Origin of the sequence: Trichodesmium erythraeum IMS101 (genome assembly GCF_000014265.1) — a bacterium.
Taxonomy (GTDB): domain Bacteria; phylum Cyanobacteriota; class Cyanobacteriia; order Cyanobacteriales; family Microcoleaceae; genus Trichodesmium; species Trichodesmium erythraeum.
The window spans coordinates 2,143,187-2,166,192 of record NC_008312.1; the positions used below are offsets into that span (position 1 = coordinate 2,143,187).

Annotated in this window: 15 protein-coding genes and 1 pseudogene; 2 read left to right on the forward strand and 14 right to left on the reverse strand. The window is 33.2% G+C overall.

The features are described 5' to 3' along the window. Window positions 1-659: 659 nt before the first annotated feature. The 3 genes from recR to TERY_RS06555 form a co-directional block, all read right to left on the reverse strand. Window positions 660-1,253, reverse strand: coding sequence for a recombination mediator RecR (gene recR, locus TERY_RS06545; RefSeq protein ID WP_044136513.1), 594 nt, complete (start codon window positions 1,251-1,253; stop codon window positions 660-662). A 396-nt stretch (window positions 1,254-1,649) separates the two neighbouring features. Then, the gene (locus TERY_RS06550) at window positions 1,650-2,324 is read right to left on the reverse strand and encodes a putative N-acetylmannosamine-6-phosphate 2-epimerase (RefSeq protein ID WP_011611090.1); all 675 of its coding nucleotides are present in this window, start codon (window positions 2,322-2,324) and stop codon (window positions 1,650-1,652) included. A gap of 581 nt (window positions 2,325-2,905) precedes the next feature. Beyond that, complete coding sequence (locus TERY_RS06555) at window positions 2,906-5,467, reverse strand: ATP-binding protein (RefSeq protein ID WP_011611091.1); 2,562 nt, start codon at window positions 5,465-5,467, stop codon at window positions 2,906-2,908. A 1,226-nt stretch (window positions 5,468-6,693) separates the two neighbouring features. Here TERY_RS06555 and TERY_RS06560 point away from each other — a divergent pair. Continuing rightward, on the forward strand, window positions 6,694-7,581 hold the full coding sequence (locus TERY_RS06560; protein WP_011611092.1) for a sulfotransferase domain-containing protein: 888 nt from the start codon (window positions 6,694-6,696) through the stop codon (window positions 7,579-7,581). A gap of 205 nt (window positions 7,582-7,786) precedes the next feature. On the opposite strand, the pseudogene TERY_RS06565 reads toward TERY_RS06560, so the two are convergent. Both TERY_RS06565 and TERY_RS06570 read right to left on the reverse strand, forming a co-directional pair. Further along, window positions 7,787-7,930 (reverse strand): annotated as a pseudogene (locus TERY_RS06565) (IS630 transposase-related protein); the annotation flags it as partial. A 363-nt stretch (window positions 7,931-8,293) separates the two neighbouring features. Further along, window positions 8,294-11,023: a CBS domain-containing protein gene (locus TERY_RS06570; RefSeq protein WP_011611094.1), complete on the reverse strand. Its 2,730-nt coding sequence runs from the start codon at window positions 11,021-11,023 to the stop codon at window positions 8,294-8,296. A 772-nt stretch (window positions 11,024-11,795) separates the two neighbouring features. Between TERY_RS06570 and TERY_RS06575 the strand changes: the two genes are divergently transcribed. Next, window positions 11,796-12,185: a Uma2 family endonuclease gene (locus TERY_RS06575; RefSeq protein ID WP_011611095.1), complete on the forward strand. Its 390-nt coding sequence runs from the start codon at window positions 11,796-11,798 to the stop codon at window positions 12,183-12,185. Between the two features lie 179 nt (window positions 12,186-12,364). Here TERY_RS06575 and TERY_RS06580 read toward each other — a convergent pair whose 3' ends face one another. From TERY_RS06580 to TERY_RS06620, 9 genes are all read right to left on the reverse strand, one after another. Next, on the reverse strand, window positions 12,365-13,846 hold the full coding sequence (locus TERY_RS06580) for a nucleoside phosphorylase-like protein (protein ID WP_011611096.1): 1,482 nt from the start codon (window positions 13,844-13,846) through the stop codon (window positions 12,365-12,367). A gap of 76 nt (window positions 13,847-13,922) precedes the next feature. Continuing rightward, entirely contained in the window at window positions 13,923-14,888 is a 966-nt protein-coding gene (locus TERY_RS06585; protein ID WP_011611097.1) for a hypothetical protein, read from the reverse strand. A gap of 127 nt (window positions 14,889-15,015) precedes the next feature. Continuing rightward, window positions 15,016-16,323, reverse strand: a complete 1,308-nt coding sequence (locus TERY_RS06590) for an RNA-guided endonuclease TnpB family protein (protein ID WP_011611098.1) — start codon at window positions 16,321-16,323, stop codon at window positions 15,016-15,018. Between the two features lie 91 nt (window positions 16,324-16,414). Next, on the reverse strand, window positions 16,415-16,804 hold the full coding sequence (locus tag TERY_RS06595; protein ID WP_011611099.1) for a nucleoside phosphorylase-like protein: 390 nt from the start codon (window positions 16,802-16,804) through the stop codon (window positions 16,415-16,417). Window positions 16,805-16,855: 51 nt separating this feature from the next. Further along, window positions 16,856-17,287: a hypothetical protein gene (locus TERY_RS06600; RefSeq protein WP_011611100.1), complete on the reverse strand. Its 432-nt coding sequence runs from the start codon at window positions 17,285-17,287 to the stop codon at window positions 16,856-16,858. A 26-nt stretch (window positions 17,288-17,313) separates the two neighbouring features. Beyond that, complete coding sequence (locus TERY_RS36420; RefSeq protein WP_011611101.1) at window positions 17,314-19,560, reverse strand: COR domain-containing protein; 2,247 nt, start codon at window positions 19,558-19,560, stop codon at window positions 17,314-17,316. Beyond that, window positions 19,553-20,713 (reverse strand): hypothetical protein, encoded by a 1,161-nt coding sequence (locus TERY_RS06610; RefSeq protein WP_011611102.1) that lies wholly within the window; start codon window positions 20,711-20,713, stop codon window positions 19,553-19,555. Before TERY_RS06610 ends, TERY_RS36420 begins: the two co-directional genes overlap by 8 nt. 155 nt (window positions 20,714-20,868) lie before the next feature. Then, window positions 20,869-21,906, reverse strand: a complete 1,038-nt coding sequence (locus TERY_RS06615; RefSeq protein ID WP_011611103.1) for an AAA family ATPase — start codon at window positions 21,904-21,906, stop codon at window positions 20,869-20,871. Between the two features lie 15 nt (window positions 21,907-21,921). Then, window positions 21,922-22,995: a hypothetical protein gene (locus tag TERY_RS06620; protein ID WP_011611104.1), complete on the reverse strand. Its 1,074-nt coding sequence runs from the start codon at window positions 22,993-22,995 to the stop codon at window positions 21,922-21,924. Between the last annotated feature and the right edge of the window lie 11 nt (window positions 22,996-23,006).

A 23,006-nucleotide genomic window follows, 5' to 3' on the forward strand; every position in this document is an offset into this window, starting at 1 on the left:
CGCTAACCTACATCCTAAAAAGAATAATTATTATTCTCAAAAAAAACGTCAATTTTTGACGGATTAAATATCTGGAGAAGCACTATCTATAAATGGTTTTAAGCTGCTTTTAACCCCGTGAGGGTAAAATGTGTAACTGTTTTTGAAAAGCATTTCCTAAAAAATTAAGCGAATGGTGAGCCCTTATTCTTATATTTTGTGACTATAGTAATTAATGTTCAATTACATTTATATGACTATTTTATTGCCATTAAAATTTGGCAACTTTTCTATAGCAATTCATAATTTTTTTGCCTTAATAACTTAATTAATCAGCAATCAAAACATCTCCTTAATCTATATAATAATAGGTAGTTAATGCAATGGTTATTTTGCTTTTTGTTACTGATAGTGCTCGTAACTACTCTGTAACAACCACCAAATAAACTTATACCCATTCTATTTCTATTCTAATAATATTTTTTGAAATTAGTATTACAGATTTTTTGTAAGTATTGATAATGTTTACTAGAGATTTACAAAATTATTATTCATACTAGATTAAGAATTAAGCTTATTAAGCAATACAATGCTAAAAAATTAGACTTTTAGCTGATAAAAATTTTTAAATTATTCACAGCAAACTCTAATTCATTCAATTTTTCTATCAACCTGCCCGACTACTCTAATTCCTGCCGCCCTTCTAAGGCACGCGCCAACGTCAACTCATCAGCATATTCTAAATCTCCTCCCATAGGCAGACCAAAAGCAATGCGGGTAACTTTTGTAAAAGGTCTCAACAACTGACCCACATATAAAGTAGTAGTTTCTCCTTCCACACTGGGACTAATAGCAATAATTACTTCCTGAATATTTTCCTGACTCACTCGCCGTACCAATGGTTGAATACTCAACTGTTCCGGACCAATACCATCCATAGGCGAAATTACTCCACCCAGAACGTGATATTGACCCTTATATTCCCGTGTTTTTTCCAAGGCAATTAAATCACGGGAGTCACAGACAACACAAATAACTTCTTTGTCTCGCTGAGGGTTGCGACAAATTTCACAAATAGGTTCAGCAGATAAATGGAAACACTTCTGACATAAACCTATTTTTTTCCTCGCATCAACCAGAGCTTCAGCTAAAGCTTGAATTTCTGCTTCCGGGCGCTTAATAATATATAGTGCTAAACGTTGTGCTGTTTTCGGGCCAACTCCAGGCAAACGTTGTAATTGTTCAATTAACCGAGCTAAAGGCCGTGTATAAATTTTAAATTTCCTCCGAAGTTATTTAACTTATCAGTTATCAGTACCGACCCTGCTCAGCATCAGACTTGATATACTGAACTTTATTCTTTTCATCCCCTAAAAAGAGGAAGCTATTGACCTGAATTTTTTGGTCAAATATTACTATCCAAATTTTATCATAATCTTGGGTATTTAATAACTATCAGCCAAAGATAATAGAGTGCATATTTACCGCTAAAATTGAGACCGTGGAAAATATTTAAGAATCCTTTACATAGATGTGTCAATCCACTACTAGGGTGTCTAGGTCAAAGTTGTTGGTGAAACCTAACCTCCCGACTACCTTCTTTGGAAAGGAAAGGGGAATTGAACCCCTCTCTTTGAAAGAGACGAGTTAGGACACATACACCAGAAGTATTAACTTGTATAAGCCTTAACTTTACTATCAATTCCTGTAATATCTGTACCTACAACAACAGCATAAGCTCCTAAATCTATAGCTTTTTTTGTCATTGCTGGAGAAGCAATTCCACCTTCACAAATTGCCGGAACTGCTATTTTTTTTACCATCTGCTTTAATAGTTCAAAGCCAGGGGGAGATTCTGTTTTAGTTTCCTCAGTATAACCATACAGAGTAGTAGCAATAAAATCTGCACCTGCTGCCACTGCTACTTTTGCTACTTCTATAGTATCCACATCTGCCATTACTGGTTTTCCCAATTCATTGTGGATGAAATTAATTAATGTTGCTAAAGTTGCTCCATCCGGACGTCTTCTGAGAGTACCATCAATAGCAATAATATCTGCTCCAACTTGAGCGATCGCTTCTGCATCTGATAAACGGGGTGTAATATAAACTTCAAAGCCTGGTACTTGTTGCTTCCACAAACCAATGATAGGTTGAGTAATTCTCTGTCGCACTGCCCGAATATGTGATGGAGTGTCTATTCTGACTCCCACTGCACCTTGATTTATAGATGCTTGTGCCATAGCTGCAATTACTTCTGGATGATGTAAAGGGGAGTTCGTAGGAGCTTGACAAGAAACTATTAAGCCTTTTGGTAATAGTAGATTAGGATGTTTGTTAGTCATAATTAAAAATAGCTTTGATTTTGGTCTTTTCTCTCTCCGTTCTAGTACCGCTTAAACATAAGCTTGTAGTACTCACTACTAATCAGTACAATGGCCAAAAAATTAGGTCTCAAAAAAATACTCACCACTAGTATTTCTGGTGTTGGTGAATTAGAGTCTGATTTAAGTTCATAGCGATCGCTGTAAATATCCATAAGGAACTGGAACATCCCAAAATTTTAGATCAGGACTTAAGCAATAACATTATATATAACCTACTAATTTATTTCAGGCTTTTTAAAAAAATTATAGCGATCGCCTCAAAATAGATACCATATTCAAAACCAGGGTAAAAAGCACATAAGAAATAAAAATAGTCCTGAATATTATTGTAGGCTTCTTGAACTTTTGGCTCAAATAGTCTGAAAGTAATTCGTGTTTGACTTGATCAATAGTTTTTTCTATTTTTACTGCTAATCTTTTTAAGAATTTCCATACTAACATAGCACAAGCTATGTGATTTTTGAGAATTTTTCTAAGGCAAAATTAACAAGATTTTATACCTGTTAATTGCTTAGATAACTGACAAATAGCAATTGATTTTAATTAGCCAGTAAATGTATCATTTTATTCAATAAATATTCAAGATTAACTGGTTTAGTTAAACATTCATCCACACCAATAGCATCACAATATTCCCGATTTATTTCTGTATTCAAAGTAGTTAATGCCAAAAATTTAATATTTTTACTGCTGCTTGTTGTGCGTAACTGATCGATAATTTCTATGCCATTAATTCCCGGTAACTGCATATCTATAATTATAACAACAGGTTGCAATAAAATGACTTGCTCAACAGCAGTAGAACCTTCTATTATCCACACAACCTTTAACCCTGCTGTTGTTAAAATATCACAAATTACTGTAGCGATATCTTCTTCTTGTTCGATCAATACTACACTGCCTTGTAAAGATAAAACATTTGATAAACTTTCTCCTTTTTGTTTACGTTTTTCATTTCCTGATTTAAGTTGTTGTGCTGGCAATTTAACTGTAAAAGTAGAGCCGACATTGACAGTAGATTCCACTTCAATAATTCCATTATGAAGTTCAACTAATTGTTTAGTTAAAGCTAGACCTAAACCAGTACCTCCTTGTTGACGGTTATAAGGAGAATTTAGTTGTTGAAATTTCTTAAATAATAATGGTTTTTGCTCTTGAGAAATTCCCATACCAGTATCTTCTACTTGAAAAATTGCTGTATTTTTATATCTCATAACTTTAAGTCTTACACTACCCCCATTAGGAGTAAATTTAATCCCATTACTCAGAAGATTAAAAAGAATCTGTTTAACTCGTCTTTGGTCAGCAGCAAATAGATCTAATTGTGGATTTACTGTTGGTTCAAAAATTAGTTTAACTTCATTCTGTTCCGCCTTTTCCCTAAAATTTTGCAAAAGTTCATAACTAATTTTAGACAGAGAAAATTCACTAATTTTTAATACTGTTTTGCCTGCTTCTACTTGAGATAAATCTAGAATATCATTGATTAATTCCAGGAGATGTTCGCCACTATCATGGATTATTTTTAAATAATCTCTTTGCTTTTGTATCGGCATTTTCTTAGCTCCTCTATTGCCATAAGACCACTGCAAAAGAGTTGAAGAAATACCAATAACACAGGTCAGAGGAGTGCGTAATTCATGGCTCATTGTAGCTAAAAATTCACTTTTAGCACGGTTAGCTGATTCTGCACTTTGAACCGCATCATAAAGATCCTGAATTCGCTCAACTACCCGTTTTTCTAAAGTTTGTTTTTGCTTTTGTAATTCTCCATATAATTGAGCTTGATAAATAGCGATAGCTAAATGTTCTGCAATTTCTTCAAGAAATCTTTTTTCATCATCTTGCCATTCTCGCTCAGAACATTGATGAGCAATTAATAATCCCCACAATTTTTGATCAACTATAATTGGTACTAATAATTTAGCTTTTATTTGATGTTGTTCCATCAATTCTAGTAGCTCAGGAAACTTCTCATAAGCTACTTCAATATCAGCTATAAAATGAACAGAGATTTTACTATATTCAAATAAAGAACTATTAGGAAGAAAAAAGCAGTTTTTTCTCTCACTTAAACCTAATAAAGAAGAAATTTTATTAGATACCAAAGACTCATACTTGACGGAGCCTTTTTGTTCATTTACTGTTGTAATATTATCTGTTAATAATAAGGGATTATTCAACTCATAAATCAATAATCTATCTACTTGTATAAACTTTCTGACCTCCTTCACAGCAGTTGATAAAATTTCTGGCAGTTCTAAACTTTGACGAATTTGAGCTGTGACTTGATTAAGAAGTCTTTCTTGTTCTAGTTTTTGATTTAGAGCTATCTCAATAGGTTTACATACTAATGGATATTCTTGATCATTCATAACTGAATCTGATGCTAATAATTTCTTATTTTGTAGCAAATTAGTTTCTGTTATGAATTCAGTATTAGTAGTAGATTTGCTATGAAAATTAATTTTTGATAGCTCAGTATAATTTTTTTTTTCCCTTGGTTTTTGATTACTTGTCATCCTGAAAATAGAATCTATTTTTTCATCAGAAGTCAATAATTTGATTAATTTCAAGGTAAATTCACTCTGGATACTACTATTATTTGCTTGAAGATGATTAATTCTATATTTAAGTTTAGATCTTATGAATAACTTAGTTTTGTCTGCCTCTAATCTATTAATAATTTGGTGTAAAAAAAATTTAATTTCCTCTGGATCAAAACTTAACCCTACATTAAGTTTTAAACTTCCCAAATTTTTCGTATTAAAGGGAAAGCTAAAAGAGTTAGATTGTAAACTATAACTTTTTTCTTGCTGTTCTCTATTCTGGCTCTTAGGGTTTGATAAATCCTTGATGAGTTTGCCCCACAAAAGCCCATTAAACTTCTTGGAAATAACTGCTGTGAATTTTACCCCTGGAAAAATCAGGGATTGAGTGGTTGCCAATATATCTTCTGTAATGATTATACTGTCTAAACCTTGAACGGTTTTTTGTAATAGTTGACTTAACGGCTCAAGTATATTTAAAGGCAAAATTAAGTCTGGTTTTGCTGGTGGGAAACTGGGCATATCCCCAATTATTTTGTATGAAATAGCCATAATACTTATATAATATTTTAGCGCTGGACAAAGATTATTATTTATGCAATCATTAAATACTAATTAAATGTTAGATTATTTAATCTAATTTGTAACAGTATTTATGCAGCAAAAGAAGAAACCTAGTTGATAGCAATATTATTATTTTCAAACTAATAAATTTCGTTTAATTACCCAATTTTTGGGTAAATAATGCAAATTAATTCAAGCTTAATTTTTTTCATTTTTTTAATTTATTTCTGATTATTTTTAATGATAAATTATACTCAATTATTACATTCTAAACTTGCCTCATAACAATTTTAAAGTCAATTTAACTACTTGATAAAAAAGAGTAGTAAAAAAAATAGATTACAACCATAATTACCTTGAATTATTATTACTAAAAGTTACAAAATGTTGGCTATATTTTTCCAAACTAGGTTATTGCAATATATGAAATTACCTGAAAATAAAAAAATATATAATAGTCTATAATAGCTTTCCTATTAGTCAATTGCTAGATTGTATCAGCACTCCTTCTCTAGTTATTTAAGCAAAATTTTAAATTATCATCCTGTAGTGATCACAACACTAAATATAGCAAAAAATTATGTTTATAAACCTCCTGATTATAGTTTGGTATAAAACTAGTTTTAGATTGATATAATTACATGATTTATTATTGGCAGAATCAAAAATTTTCCTAAATATAGATAGAAAGTTTCAATAACAAACCCAGAAGTATCATTCAGTTCTTCCAAAATTATATACTGAAGAAAATGATGATGATGAACCGACTGGTTTTCTATTAAACTCAACATTTATACCCTAATCAAAAAAAATTGAAAAGAAACTCAAACAGCAAAAAAAAATAAATCAGCTCTAAGGGAATAGAGAGTAGGGAATAGTGGTAATTAGATATTTTCTAGGATAAAAAATGCCTGTTTACACAGCATTCGGATGGAAAAATTACCCTAGGTAAGGAAATTACATCAATGCCATAAAAATTCCTATAAACCCGGCTTCCTAAGTATTGATACTTTTTTGATATTAAAGTTTTTGCTTATTTATATTTAATTTATATTTAAGCGAATTTTTGGTAACCGTAAGTGCCTTATTCCATATCAGGAATCAGGAATTAGGGAGTAGAATAGGGAACAATTAAAAAATATCTACCTACTAACCGTACCATATTAATAACCGAATATGTTATATCTTAATCAATTAAATTTAGGAGAAACAAAATGAAGTTACCAACTTTTTTAGTTGTAGGCATAGAGAAAGCAGGAACTACATCAATTTATCAATATTTAAACCAACATCCCCAAGTTTATATGAGTCCTGTCAAAGAAACAAACTTTTTGGAGAGAGATTGGGAAAATTTTCAAGGGAAACCAAATCCAAAAATAATTGATACTTGGGAAAAATACTGCAACCTTTTTAACGATGTTCAAGATGAAGTTGCTATTGGTGAAGTATCTCCTAATTATCTTTTTCATTATAAATTTTCATCCTTAAGGATTATTAAATACGTTCCTGATGTGAAAATGATAGCTATACTTAGAAATCCAGTAGATAGAGCTTATTCTGACTATTTAATGCACCTTCGTGATTCTATAAATATGGAAAAACTTCATTCTTTAACTGAACAAGTTAGATTTCGTGCTGATACTTCTTTCACTCTTAAAAAAGGATTTTACTTTACTCCAGTTAAGCATTATTTTGATACTTTTGGGAAAGAAAGAGTGAAAATTTATCTGTATGATAACTTGTCTGAAAATTCTTTGGGAATGATGCAGGATATGTATCAATTTATTGGAGTAAATAGTAACTTTATTCCAGACACCTCAAAACGTCAACAAGTTGCTGCAGTTCCTAAGAACCAATCTCTGAATAATTTAATCAAAACTAAAAATCCTGTCAGAGCAGCAGTTTCATCTATTTTAAGGGTGGTAATGCCTCGGGAAATGAGACAAAAATTACGCTCTAGCTTAATCAATTTCAATTCAGGAGGAAAAGAACTCAAACCTCTTTCTTCAGAAGAACGTCAGCTATTAATTGATTTCTACCGTGAAGATATTCTTAAGCTACAAAATTTGATTCAAAGAGACCTTTCATCTTGGTTAATTTAGGGAGTAGGAGATTGGGAGAGTTGGGGAGTAGAAAAGTTGGACATTAAGGGACTTATAGCAACATGGGCTAGTATGTTTGCACAATACAAATTACTACTGATGTAATATATTTGAAGGTATTGGTAGTAGTAGCATAAATTTGTACTACATTTAAAGATAACAGGTCTTACACAAAGACACTATATATATTACCACTATATTGTCATCGTGTAAGCTCAATATTTGGGCGAAATAACCATCTATATATCGAAGCTCTTCCTATCCCAAATGTATGAGCTGCTTTGGTAATTTTACCGCCATTTTCTGCAAAATTTATTACTTTTTGTCTGAAGTCTAAACTGTAAGACATAGCTCAAAATAGTTTCTAGTTGACTTAATTTTATTGTACTCAATTTTTGTTTCAATCTTAATTAAAACGACTATAGAGCCGACTACCTCATCTATACCTTCCCTGTTCCTCCGTAGGGACGTTCCATAACAAAAATGCGTTCATGTCGCATTCGCGTTAGCTCCCTACCTACTCCTCTGCTCATTAAAAGACTTTTTCAGCAAACCCTAAATAGGCAAGATAATCTCTGTTAAAATCTTCTACTACTTAGAAGATAGAAATGTCAAAGTAGCGATCGCTAAATTTTGACTTCTGAAATTGAAAGTACCTTACCCACAAGTACGAGAGCCAGATGCTCCCACCCCCTACTCTCCTACTTCCTAACTATTGAGGATAATATTGAGCTAAAAACTTCTCAGCCTCAGAGCGATCGCTCACCTTCCCATCCAAAGTCGCAGCCAAAATATCATCCAACATCAACTTAAACTGACGCCCCGGCTTATACCCCATCAATTTTAAATCATTTCCATTAAAAACAGGTTTAACATTTGCCCACTGAGTCAAATATTGCCAAATTTGGCGTCGCATCCAACGGTCACATTGCACAATAATCAAAATCAACATTCCTAAATCATATTCCCTCAACAACCACACCACCTGACTCGGAGTATCACACTTTGGCAAATTCTCCATAACCATAACTTTTGCCAACTCCAACTCCTCCAACCTCTTCACACTATCCACAGACAACTGTAAATTTTTTCCAACCAAACTCCGATACCCAGACTCTAAACTAACTATCAAAACCTCTAAGCGCATTTGCCAATGAGACAATTTCTTGTCAGGATCAAAACCTTGTAAACACCTATCAAGTAGACACACCTGTCGCCATAAGTTCCTATCTAACACCAAGGTGCGATGAATACAACGCAACGCTCCCAAATTTCCTAATAACCTTAAAGCAGGTTTCCAGTAGGGAGCTTGCAAAATATATTTCAACTCACTTTTGAGTCGAGTTTCTAAAGCCGGCGCTCTTCTATTCTTTTCTCCCTTTTTAACATTTTCGCGGTCATATACTCCACTATTAATTGCATAACGAATATATTCCTCTGTTTTTGACTCGATCTCAAAACCCAATCTTACCGCAAACCTGACTGCCCGATAAATACGAGTCGGGTCTTCAATAAAACTATTAGCGTGTAATACCCGAATTTGTTTCTGTTGCAAATCTAATAACCCACCAAAAAAATCAAGTAATTCTCCAGTGCCTGGTTTAGTAAGCCGTGCTGCTAAAGCATTAATAGTAAAATCTCGACGATATAGATCTTGGCGAATTGAACTTACCTCAACTTCTGGGTTAGCTGCTGGATAGGGATAAAATTCTGTACGAGCAGTAGCAATATCTATCCAAAGGGAGTCTAAAACTAAATCATGGTGCCAGAGAAGAGCAGCAGTTTGAAATTGACCATGAATTTCTAAACGTGCTGTTGGGTAAATTTTTTGCAGTGCTTTTCCCAAGTTTACCGCTGGAGCATTAGCTACTGACTTAGAGCGGCAAGTATCTACAACTAAGTCTATATCTGTTAATAATAGAGTTTCGTCAAATTCTGATAACAGTAAATCTCTGACTCCTCCTCCGATCAGGTATAGTTGCCAACCTCGTTTTTCTGCTAACTCAGCAACACAACTGAGAAGTTGCCATAGTTGGGGTGCGAGACGTTCTTGTAGAAGTTCGGCAACTGATTTACAAGTTTCACCAGGAATGCAACCTAGTTGTTGATATTGGGGACGTTGTTGTTGATGCAATTCCCGTAAAACGTCGGTGCGGGTAACTATTCCGACTAAGGAATTATTTTCTAAGACAGGTAACCGCCCGATATCGTAAGTAACCATTAACCTTTCAATTTCTGGGAGATTTGTTTCTGGGGAAATAGTTTTAAGTTGGGGTGTCATGTAACCTTTAACTGGAGCATGGCTAAAACCATGATGGAGAGCAATGTCGATATCTCGCCGAGAAATAATTCCGACTAATTTTCCAGATGAGTCTACTACTGATAAACCAGAATGGTTATAGCGTAGTAGTATTCGGTGAGCTTCTTCTATGGATGTCTCTGGAGGAATAGTCCGAACTGGAGATGACATTAAATCTTTAGCAGTCGGTGGGTGAGGAATTTGATTTTTGAGTTGGTCTACGAGTTTTTCTAATGTTGCTTGGGGGTTGGTGTCTCGGCGACTAACTGCTGCTGCTCGGCTATGACCACCACCCCCTAGAGGTTGGAATAGTTGGTTGAAGTTGGTTTCTGGGATGCGCGATCGCCCGATGATATTTAGGCTTTTTTCTGTTGTGTTTTTGAGGGAGTGGGTATGAGCTAGTAAGAGAGCATCTATTTCTGTGAGGTCAATTAAGCTAGAAGCTAGACTGGATAAACCACGAACATGTTGATCAGTGTTTAATAGTATCCATCCTATTTGATAGGTTCTCACGGTGGAACGTTGTAAGTTTTCTAGAGCTAGTTTCAATAAATCTTGGAGTTGGGGTGATAGGCCTGGTTCTACATATTCGCCGATGACGGATAAACTTGCCCCTTGCTGCATTAACCATGCTAAAGCTGTTGCGTCTCGTGGTGTTGTATTGTCAAAAGTTAGTGAACCAGTATCAAGATGAATACCAAGAGCCATAATTGTTGCTTCTGCTGGAGTTAAGATCGGGGAAGAATTATTTTTTAGAGTCTGAAGTTTTTCTACTATTAGGGTTGTACTGGCTCCAACTGCTTCTATATAAGTTTGGGTGGCTGGAATGTCGGTTTGAGTTTCACAGTGATGGTCGTAGATGACAATTTCTGATAGGTGGGGTAAGTCTAACCATTCGGCGGTTTTTCCAAGTCGGGAGCGTGTTTGGGTATCTACTATATATATAGATCTGATTTTTTCTGGGTTGACGGAGCGGCGCTCGATGATGGCAAATTCGTCTCGATGGAGGGCCAGGAATTCTTTGACGGTGGGGTGGCAACCGCCAGTTAGTAGGAGGCGACTACCTGGGTGGAGGTGGGTGAGTCCGACGGCGGCGCCGAGACCGTCAAAGTCTGCTGTTGTGTGGCATAGAATTAGGTCCATTTCTGGGAAGTTAAATATTTGAATTTAAGATTAGGTCAGGACTGATGCAAAGGATCTAGTTGTGGTTCGGTATCTGAGTTAATTATTCAAAATACACTACATATAGGGGTACTGGATAAGTCCTATGGGTAATAAAAAAGTATTTTATTTCCTTAATTGTATTATATTCAGGATTTATGAAGACGAAACAAAAATGAAACAGAATTTTTTGGTTATTGGCCATCTAAGGTAGGTTTTACTTGGCGATCGCTTCTGTTAGTTATTTTTGAATGTGTTATACTAGGTAGAGGGTAAGAAGTTATCGTAAAAAAACATTTACTTGAAAGACTGAGAGAATTACAGGAATTGGTTTACAGCACTTATAGTTCTTTGGAGAGAGTTTAATACCTGATTATTGCTGTCAGCTTTAGTTAGCAATGGTTACTCCCAGAACTTCCCACTGTCTAGTAAGAATAAGTATTGAGGAAAAACCCCGGTTTCTGGGTTTGCCTGGGTAAGTCCACCCAAAGAAACCAGGTTTCTAGAGTAAGTCCTTGTTTTTAATAAATCTTCATTGAACCAGACAAAACTTATGATCGCTCAACCCCAAGATTATCAAAAAATTACCCTAGAAGAATACCTAGAATGGGAAGCTCAACAGGAATTTCGCCATGAATATGTAGATGGTGAAATTTTAGCTATGGCTTGAGCAAGTATTCCTCATAATGATATTGCGATTAACTTTTGTACAGCTCTCGTACCTCATCTCCGTCAAAAAGGATGTTGAGTTAATATGTCGGATGTGAAAGTTCGCGATAGTAAAAGTGATCGTTATTTCTATCCAAATTTAGTTATTTCTTGTAATACTGAAGATTTAAAGTCCCGTCAGTTTATCGAACATCCTACAGTAATTTTTGAAGTTCTTTCCCCCAGTACAGAAAAATACGATCGCGGCAATAAGTTTAAATATTATGGTCAAATTTCCAGTTTGCCAGAATATGTTTTAGTAGACTCAGAATCAATATCTGTAGAAGTTTTTCAACGCGGCGAGGGAAATTTTTGGCATTATTGCGAATATATAGAAGGTGAGTCAATTACATTATCTAGTATTGAGTTTACTTCTGCTATTGAAGTTTTATATGCAGGAGTTAACTTGGAAACTGATACTGTCCAGGGAGAATAGAAAGAATGGCCATTATTTGGTCGAGTATTAATTAAACTATAACGTTATAGTTTTTAGATTTTAGATAAAATAGATAGGGTAGCGATCGCCTAATTTCATTTTAGTTGAGTATTAATTCAACCATTGAACTATTGACATTTTAGATAAAGTAAGTTTCAAAGTAGTTTCAATGAGTTCTCTCAACCTTTTTTCCGAAATATTGCTAATTCTATTGTAGTCAAAAAAGCTAATAAAAAGCGGGCGGAAACTTCCGCTGCATATTGACGAAATTGGTCACTTTTATCATCATCAGCATAATCTTGAACTCCCTTAACAATAATGATGGGAATTTCCTCAATTTCTGCTACTGCACCAATAGCTGCACCTTCCATTTCTACTCCTAATATTTTCCGTTGTAATTTTTCGATACGTTGGAAAAGTTGGGGGTCTTTTTGTACTTTACTTGTAGTAGCAATTACCCCTGTATGAATTTGAGAATTTAAGGGGTCTTTGTAATGTTGGTATTCTAAATATTCTATTCGGTCATTCTTAATTTCTTTCTGAGCTTTTTCAGTTAATTCCAAGGAGTCTATTTTTAATAATTCTTTTTCTTTTAATTGTTGAATTACTTTTCTCCAATCTGGGCATTCTGTTGGCCTTTCTGGGTGCTGGTCAGGACGTAAATATTTGTCTGGTTGTTGTTGAAAATCATAGAGTTTGTGGAGTAACCAACGTTCTTGATGATAGTCAGATTTTGGTCTAGGAATTTGAATAGTATTTAGCCAATCTTGGGGAAATTCTTGAATCATAAATTCCCATTGGCGTTTCAAGTTATAAGTGCGAATATCATGGAAGATTTCTTCAGTACGAATTTGTTTATTACCTATTGATTCGTAATGAGTAACAAGTTTACCATAGTCAAATTTAAAGACTCGATTTGCAACAATTACATCACCTAAAAAAGTCTCTTTTTTATTCCCTGCACAAACTCCGGTCATTGCTAAACAACGAGGTTTTAATTCTGAAATAAGTCGAGTGGCTAGATTATTAGTGTAGTTTTCTCCCATTTCTACAGGACGAGCCGCTACTATATTTAATTGAGTACCGTTTTTATGGTTGAAAGTAGTTTTGTAGTAGGAATAATTGGAACTGTCTTTCAATTCTTGCCAACTCTTTCCAGATTGATTATCACAGTTTTTCAGAGCGTTTAATTCATCTTTTAGGGCTGTAATAATTAGAATATCAATAGTAGGTGTTTCATGAGGTATTTCTATTTTGAATTCTGGTTTTAATTCTTGGGTTTTGAATTCTGCTTTTAATTCTTGGATTTTGATTTTACCGATATTAATAATTTTCCGAGCAAACTTTATATCTGTATTCTCTAAGTTATATCTTTCTGGTTGCTTCAAAAGATAATCTAACAAAGCTATTAAAGGATGATAATCTAATCTTTGACTAGAAACTCGATAGTCTTTAAATTTGGAGACTAAAATAGTAATAAATTCATAAATATTTAAGTTAAAATCAAGACCAGCGATAAAATATTGAGCAAATCCAGCATTTTTCAAAATAGCTTTTCTTCCTGCTATACCATCAATATTTATCAAAATATTTTCCAATAATCTCTCTATTTTAATCAAATCGTCCTGTGATATATCTGAGAATATACGGGTGTTTGGCATTTGACTTTTCTTCCATTATTGATGTTTTAAATTTTAGCAGCTATCTACAAAATAAATTGTTGACCTAAGAAGTATATTAAGGTGTTAAAGTCGTTTCAATGACTTCTCTCAACCTTGTCCATACTACTTCTCCCTTAAATTTTTCCCAGAATGATGAAGGTTGGTCATAAAAATAAAGTATTTTTTCATCTAAACAATAAATAACAGGAACTTCGTACCATAATAAATCTAGATTTTGATCGAAAGGATTTTCTTGACGTATTTTAATTTTAGTTTCTTTGTCTAAGTTTTTAACCACAGCTATAGCAAAACAAATATTACAAGGTACCCTAGCATTTAAAATTTGTGTGCCAACAGATGAAGTAGCTTTATCTTTTCCATATTCTAGGCATTGAGTAGAATACTGTCTTAAACTTTTTGTATTTATAGAGGGAAAATAATCGATGATAAAAAACGCATCTCCTCTCATATTAAATGCATCGAAATGAAGTTCAAAATCAGTGATTTTTGCTACACGCTCAAATTCAAACTTTCTATCTTTACTTAGAACGTTATTTTGTATATCTAAAGCACCTTGATTTTTGAGATTTTTCTCAATTTTATTCAAGTAAATATCTAAATTTTGAGTATTACGTTTTATTGTTTCAGGAGATTGATTTTGCAGATATATTTTAATTTGTAAATCTCCCCTTTTCCGAAACGTTGCTAAATATTCAATATCTCGATCATCTAAATGATAAAATTTTTCTCTAGGTTGATTAATTACATAGTCTATAATGAATAACAGTGGATGATAATAAGGATTTTGTCGAGAGATTCTATAACTTTTTAAGTCAGCAACTAATATAGTTATAAATTGCTGAGGAGGTAAATTAAAATCTCGGCCATTTATAAAATAGTCATCTATTCCCGCTAACTGTAAAAATGCTCGCCTTCCAGAAATAGAATCAAATTGCTGAAATAATCTTTGGAAAATTAATTCCAGTTGTGTAATGTTATCTCGGTTTAAAATAGAAAATATTATTGCTTCAGTTGAACTCATTATTTTCTCCTTAATTAGGGTATTAATTATCTTCTAAATCAAGCTCTGTAAATTAGAGAGTTGAGAGATTGACTCTGGGATTGTTTTGACATCCTCTCCTGCCTAAAGCCGAGGAGATTCTTATCTATCAATCAAACAGATTAAGCTGCTTGAAAGACTCAAAGCGGGTTAGCATTTCATCACAATTAGCTGGCTTTTTACGGCAAGTCTTACCTTTGCTCAATGCTCGTTTTTGTTCAGTCTCCGACTGACCGTCGGCGACTATATTGAAAAGAGATAATTGTACAGGATTTTCTAATACTTTAGTTTCAATTACTTCAACCTTGGTTCTCAGTTGAACAACTTCTAAAATATTTACAGCAGCATTAACATCACGGTCATGGTGTGTGCCACATTTCAAACAATTCCACTCTCTAACATTTAATTCCTTTTTACCTCCACGAAACCCACAATGAGAGCATTTTTGACTCGTAGGTTCCCATCTGTTAATAACTCTAAACTCACGACCATATTTTTGACATTTAGTTTCTAATAATGTCCTAAACATTCTCCATCCTAAATCAGAAATAGCCTTAGCTAGTTTTCTGTTTTTAACCATACCAGAAACATTTAAGTCTTCTAATACTATTGTGTCGTATTCGCGAATTAACTTAGTGGATAGTTGATGAAGAAAATCAGTTCTAATGTCTGTGATTTTAGCATGAAGTTTAGCTACCCTTAATTTAGCTTTTTCTCTACGCTTACTACCTGGTATTTTCTGAGCAAGCTGGCGTTGAAACTTAGCTAATTTTTTGAGATTTTTCTTAAGTGGTTTAGGAGCTTCAAATTTCTGACCATTATTCAATGTAGCAAAAGTAGAAATTCCCAAATCAATTCCAATAGAATTATCAGTTTTGGGTAATGTTTCAGCAGATGTTTCTATTACAAAACTCAGAAAATATCTATTAGCTGAATCCTTAATTATTGTGACTGATGTAGGTTCAATAGGTAAGGGTCTTGACCAAGCAACTTTTATTTTACCTATTTTGGCTAAATATACCTTATCTTGACTTAGCTTAAACCCTATTTTTGTAAACCTAGCAGTCTGTTTTGACTTGCGCTTCTTGAATTTAGGAGATTTAATTTTCATTCCTTTACGCTTACCTGTTGCTGAGTTAAAAAAGTTTTGATAAGCTTGATGTAAATCGTTTAAGGATTGTTGCAATGGAACTACGGATATTTCGGTTAGCCAACTTCTCTCAATTGTCTTTTTAGCTTGAGTAATAAAGACTTTTTGAAGTTCGGAATTAGTTGGCTTTTTCTTAGTTGATTTAAATTCTTGAATACAATAGGCTAACCCATCATTCCAAACTACTCTTGTACATCCAAATAATTTAGCTAAATTAATTTTTTGTATAAGGTTTGGATAGCACCTATATTTATATCTTAGTTTCAATTTTTTGAGTCCTATCAATTATTTACACTAAATATTAACAGCGTAGCTCTTTGAGATTTATATTATATTGACTTTGCAGATATTTTTTAATTTATAAGTCTCCTTTTTTCCGAAATCTTGCTAATTCTATTGTAGTCAAAAAAGCTAATAAAAAGCGGGCGGAAACTTCCGCTGCATATTGACGAAATTTATCACTTTTATCATAATCAGCATAATCTTGAACTCCCTTGACAATAATTATGGGAATTTCCTCAATTTCTGCTACTGCACCAATAGCTGCACCTTCCATTTCTACTCCTAATATTTTCCGTTGTAATTTTTCGATACGTTGGAAAAGTTGGGGGTCTTTTTGTACTTTATTTGTAGTAGCAATTACCCCTGTATGAATTTGTGGATATGATGGGTCTTTATAGCGTTGTTCTTCTAAATATTCTAGTCGTTCATTGTTAATTTCTTTCTGAGCTTTTTCGGTTAATTCCAAGGAGTCTGTTTTTAATAATTCTTTTTCTCTTAATTGTTGAATTACTTTTCTCTAATCTGGGCATTCTGTTGGTCTTTCTGGGTGCTGGTCAGGACGTGAATATTTGTATGGTTGTTGTTTAAAATCATAGAGTTTGTGGAGTAACCAACGTTCTTGATGATAGTCAGATTTTGGTCTAGGAGTTTGAATAGTATTTAGCCAATCTTGGGGAAATTCTTGAATGATAAATTCCCATTGGCGTTTCAAGTTATAAGTGCGAATATCATGGAATATTTCTTCAGTAAAAATTTGTTTATCACCTATTGATTCGTAATGAGTAACAAGTTTACCATAGTCAAATTTAAAGACTCGATTTGCAACAATTACATCACCTAAAAAAGTCTTTTTTTTATTACCTGCACAAACTCCGGTCATTGCTAAACAACGAGGTTTTAATTCTGAAATAAGTCGAGTGACTAGATTATTAGTGTAGTTTTCTCCCATTTCTACAGGACGAGCTGCTGCTATATTTAATCGCGTACCATATATCTAAGTTTTGATAATAAATCTATATTTATTACATTATCAATTAAACTCTTTATATTAACTTCATTATAAGGATGATTCTCACAGGTAGTTTTTAGTCTACCATTACGAATCCATTCTTTTAATTTTTCAAGTTTATAAAAATGTGGATTCTGGCTATTTTTACAAGCAGCACAAGTACAAGGAAATAAGTGATTATATTTGAGTCGATTATTATAGGAACTGTGAATTTTATCTAATAGGTAAGTTACGAGAGTCATTAAAGCCCGTTTTTGTCGTCCAGAAACCCTAATTTTTATTTCTCTTCTGTCGTAATATTCAATTACCTCTGCTCTGGTTTCATTTTGCTTGATAATAACTCCCCTTTTCCAAACATATTTCTGTTGTTCAATATCTCGGTGCATATCTACAATAAACTGAGTGATAATTCCTCTGGGCATAAATTTGTAGGTGTAACGTAAAATCAAATTGTTATTTTCATCCCAGTCATATTCTGGTTGATTTTCTGTTAAAAGTTGAGGGGCAATATAGGTCTGAGAATTACCAAGAATTTTATAACATAGTTTAAATCTAATCATTAACTGGAGTAGTTCATCGCGCATATCCACATATTTTTCTTCATTCCAGATATTGGTTAAATCATCTTTGGTGAATTTGCCGAAGTTATTATAAACTGTCGGATTATCTAAGATTTTATAAACTGCCGCTATTCCCCATTCTGGTTTGAGAATAACTGTTTTATTTAACAGTGGGTTATCCTGAAAATGAAGACAAATTCCTAAGTCATGTAAATAGCGACTTAACTGTAATTTATACTCCAATTTTGTCAAGCCATTTTGTTTACAAATAGATAAATATTCTTCTAGACTAATATAGTTACGGGAGTCTAATTCTAAGATTTCCCGGACTTGTTTCCAAGTTTTAGGTAAACTACTGCCAATATGGGGTAATTCACTAATATGATGTTCGATTTCTCTGATAATTTCTTCTAAACCGCGATTAGTTTCAAGGTTGGTAGCTAAGATTTCTTTAATGTTAGTAAATTGCCCTTGCAATCCCCGTTGATTAATTTCTCGTTGCCGTTCATGTTTCTCATTTTTCACAATTAATAAGGGGCTATTATCGCTTAATAATTCTACTACATTGAGCCAATAATAAAAGTCTGTATCTTCTTTGCGAGTATCAACGACAAGGATATATAGAGAGCGTTTTGTTAAGAAAAATTGGTGGGTAGTGTGATAAATTTCTTGTCCGCCAAAATCCCAAATATTTATTTGAAAGTCATTTTGGTTTTTTGTCTTAAAGTTGTACTGATAAACTTCAATTCCTTTGGTTGTATCTTCATCTTTGAGTTGATAGTTTGGGTTGATAATTTTATTAGCTAAAGCTGTTTTACCAGCTCCAGCTTCTCCAACAATTAGTAATTTAGCTTCACAGATATAATCTATTCCTTTTTCTGGAGGAAACTCTGCCAAAAACTTTTTAATAACAGGATGAATTAAGAAAAACTTCTCATTACCTAATTTGACCTCCTCCCCATCTCCAAACTCTTCTTTTAACTCCTCAATTTCCTCCCCTAACCCCTCCTTTTCATCAACCAATAACTTTGCCAAAACATGAGAATTAAGCACCAAATTTTGATACTCTTTCCATAAATTAGTCTGCTCCAAAGGTTGAGCCAAAATCTCCACTAAATAAGGAATTTTTTCTTGACCAGCTAACCCCAAAACCGGATTATCTTCCGGCAAACTTTCAGATAAAAAGCTCTCCATTTCCCGAATTGTCCTATCGGGATCTAAATAAGCTTGAGCAATCCATTCTTGAACCATTCTTAACTCTCCAGATGGTTTTCTCTCCCCTTGTTTATCCAAATAAAACCACAAAAATTCAGCCAATTCAAAAGGTCGTCGCCAACCAAATTTATCCTCCAATTCCTCCAACAAAACTTCCCTCACACAAGGCTCAACCTCATAAACTCCCTCTTGTAAAGGACGACATAAAGAAGACAACAAAAAATTACTTTCTCCTATCCAAGGAATATTTTCCTCATCCAAAAAATTAATCCGAATTAAATTAACTAATTCAGGAGTTAAAATCAAAAACAACCCACAATGACAAGCAAGCTTAAAATTTTCTTCTCCAAAACGACGCTCAAATCTTACCACCTCTTCCACGGCATTCTCCGGAGATAGCCATAGCTTTCTAACAACCGCCTCAATAGTTTTAACCATGCAAATTAACTCCCATTGGAAAAGGATATCCTAACAATATTTTAACCAAATCATTTAATCCTTGTGGATTTAAAGAATACATAGGAATAAACGTAGCAATATCTTCAGCAGTGGTCATCCTCCACTGAAATTCTGGAACAGGGTTTAACCATCCATATAAATAAGTTTTATCAGATAATTGCCGTATAAATTCCTTAGTTTGATGGAATCTTTCACTATCATAAGTGCGCCGTGCCGCCCCCCCATCACTAACAATAACCACACTATTATTACCAACTTCCTGAGATAAAATTTCCTCAATAGGCAAAGGCTTAGTTAAATTAGGTTTAGTAAATAGATAACCCCTCGGCACATTGTGAAAATAAAAAATATTCTTTTGATTTAACAACCCTACTTTTTCAATACTTTCCTGTAAAGTATCAATCAACAATTTAAAAGGAGACATGGAACCTTCACAGTCAATTAACAAAACCAACTTAACTTGATTTTTTCTAGAAGGTTGTAAAACCACACCAGAGAAAAAACCCATTTTATAAAATAGATTAATTGTTCCTTGAACATCTAAATTTTCCGGCGCACCCTCTCGTTTTAACAACCTTAAATTACGCCAAATACTAGTCATTTCTCGGCGAGTTATTGGTAAACGGGGAATCAAATTATAACTTTGTCTAAATCTCAGTTTTATTGGGGTTATTTCTGACAGAGATTTTCTCGAAAAATCGCGAATTGGGATTGAATTAGTTGGTTGATTAGGTTGAGGTTTATTTTCCTTTTGAACTTTAGATGAAACTTGAGAAATAGGATTACTATTAATATCTAAATTTTCAGTCTTTTGAGGAGGAGAAGTAGAATCCTCATCAATTTTAGGCAATGGAGATTTATCAGCTTCTAGTAATTGCTTTTCTAACTCAGGTCTAACTAACTCCTCAAACAATTGATTAAAAATATATTGGTCTTCTAAAGACTTAACCCATAACAAACATAAAAGTCGTTTTAAACGTTCAATATCCTGCCACGCCCCTCGAGATTGAATCATTTTAATCGCCAGTAAATATTCAGAAATTCCCACGGGAATATCCTTTTGCCTCAACCTATTAAATAAAGGCAATAAAATAGTTTCAAATTCAACGATTAATAATTCAAAGTCAACCATTTATTAATTTTCAGCTTATCTACTGGTTTGGTATTGGATTTTGTTGCTTTATTAGTGTTTAGTTTCGCGAATCAACCAAATCTAAGCTCTTTTACCTCAACCTATTAAATAAAGGCAATAAAAGAGCTTCAAATTCAACAATTAATAATTCAAAATCAATCATTTTTTAACTTTTCTATAGTATTTTGGTCACTTTGATTTTTTACTAAAGTATGGAGAAAAGGAAGTTGATATAATTTAGTCTCCCTTAAAACTTCAGCTTTGATTTCCTGATACTCCTGAGTTGTATTATTTGGCAATCCTCTTTCTAAAAGTCGCAACCAATTAATAAACTCTCCCGTACTAGGTTTTTTCCGCCAAGAAATATCGTCACGAAGTTCTACAAATTTAGTTAAAGCAACTTCAAAAAGAGGAGAAACATCCTGTTGAAAATGATTAATAATAATCTTCCTCAAATCCTCCTTATTCGGAAAGCCAATATAATAAAACAGACAGCGACGTAAAAAAGCCTTAGGTAATTCTTTCTCTTGATTACTCGTAATAATAATCAAAGGCAAAAAATCCTTTCTGTCTTCCCGCTCCTCTCCTCGAAGAGCATCATATTTCAAGTTTTTTACCTCCTTTACTTCAAACTGTAACCTATCTAAAACCAACAGTAAATCATTAGGAAAATCAATATCAGCCTTATCAACTTCATCAACCAAAACCACCGAAGGAATATTATTTTTATCAGAAAGCTCAATAGCCTCTCCTAACTTGCCCAACTCTATATATGTTTCCCGGTCAATAACATTAGTTACTTGAGGTGAATTATTAATATCTTTCTCCTCTAATTTACCCTGAATCAATCTATATTCTTGAAGGTCATATAAACGGCGAATATTATCATAAGTATAGAGTAATTCTTCAGCCCGAATCGTAGAACGAATATAACATTCTTTCAAAGGATAACCCAACTCATAAGCAATAGAATAAGCAAGACGAGTTTTACCACAACCAGGTTCACCTTCCAACAATAAAGGGCGGCGTAAATAGAGAGCATCATTGACTGCCTCAGCCAAATTTTTAGAAGCAATATAAGGTTCTTTTTTTATGGGTATATCTAGAAATTCTTTCCCCTTTTCGTCTTTTAATCGTTCATACTTTTGGTCATTACCTTGACCTTCATATTGTCTATTTGCTAAGTCGTTCATTTTTTCAATATTTTTTCAATTAATTGCTCGTAGTTCGTCAATAATTCCTTCAAGAGTATTATAAGTAGAAAGCAAATGACCATCAGCATTTCTTAACTTTCTAAGGCATGTATTTATCATATCATCTTGTATCTGTAATTTTTGAAGATAACCCCTAAACCAGTCACATAATTCATTAATTTGAAATGATTTAGGTATGCTCAGGTTAATACAACCCTGAATAGATTGTTTTATCTTAACATTAGCAAAAATAATAATTAAACAGCGACTTTTATTTTCTAAATAGCAATTACATTTCGTTTTTATTTCTGATAAAAAAATATCTGTCATCGAATTTAAATTTTTTTTATTGATATTGTAATTCCAAATTATTAATACAACATCTAAAGGATCAGTCTCAGCTAATAAATCAGTTATTTGATTTATGTTGTTATTTTTTAAGTCATCATCAATTGATTTTAAATTCCGACTCAATCTAATCTCACGAGACCAATAATCACGTTGAGTTTTCTCCTGTAATTCGTGGAGAATTCTCTCAATAATATAATTCTTTAAAATTGTGTACTCTTCCCCAAGACTAAAAGCAAAAACTCCTTGATAATCTAATGCTTTTCTAAATTTGTAGACTAACTCATCTAAATCATATTTAACAATTATATTGTTATCTTTATTATTATCTTTATTATTATCTTTTATTTTGATAGGTGTTTTAGATGTCGGTATTTCATGGTTTTGTTGCCTTTTTTTAGACATACGTGAACGATGATCAGGAATTTGGTTTATTCGCGATCGCTTGGGCTTAAGTTTTTCAATATATCCTTTGATAGTCAATCTTTCATCTGGATCTAATTTATTTTGCAAATATATCAAAAAAGATTCTAAATCTTCTGGTTTCTTTAAAATTAAGCTATAAAAATTAGTGACTAACTCTTTCACAGGTAACTTGTAATCTATTGTCGTTATATCAATTTGTACCTCACTAATATTTATCATTGCTTTTAAACCTTCGCTAGGTTTTTCTAGCCCATTAAAATAGTCAGTTAAAATTTCCTCTAACTTAATTTTTTCATCAATACTCAACTTGAACATAAATCAGCTTA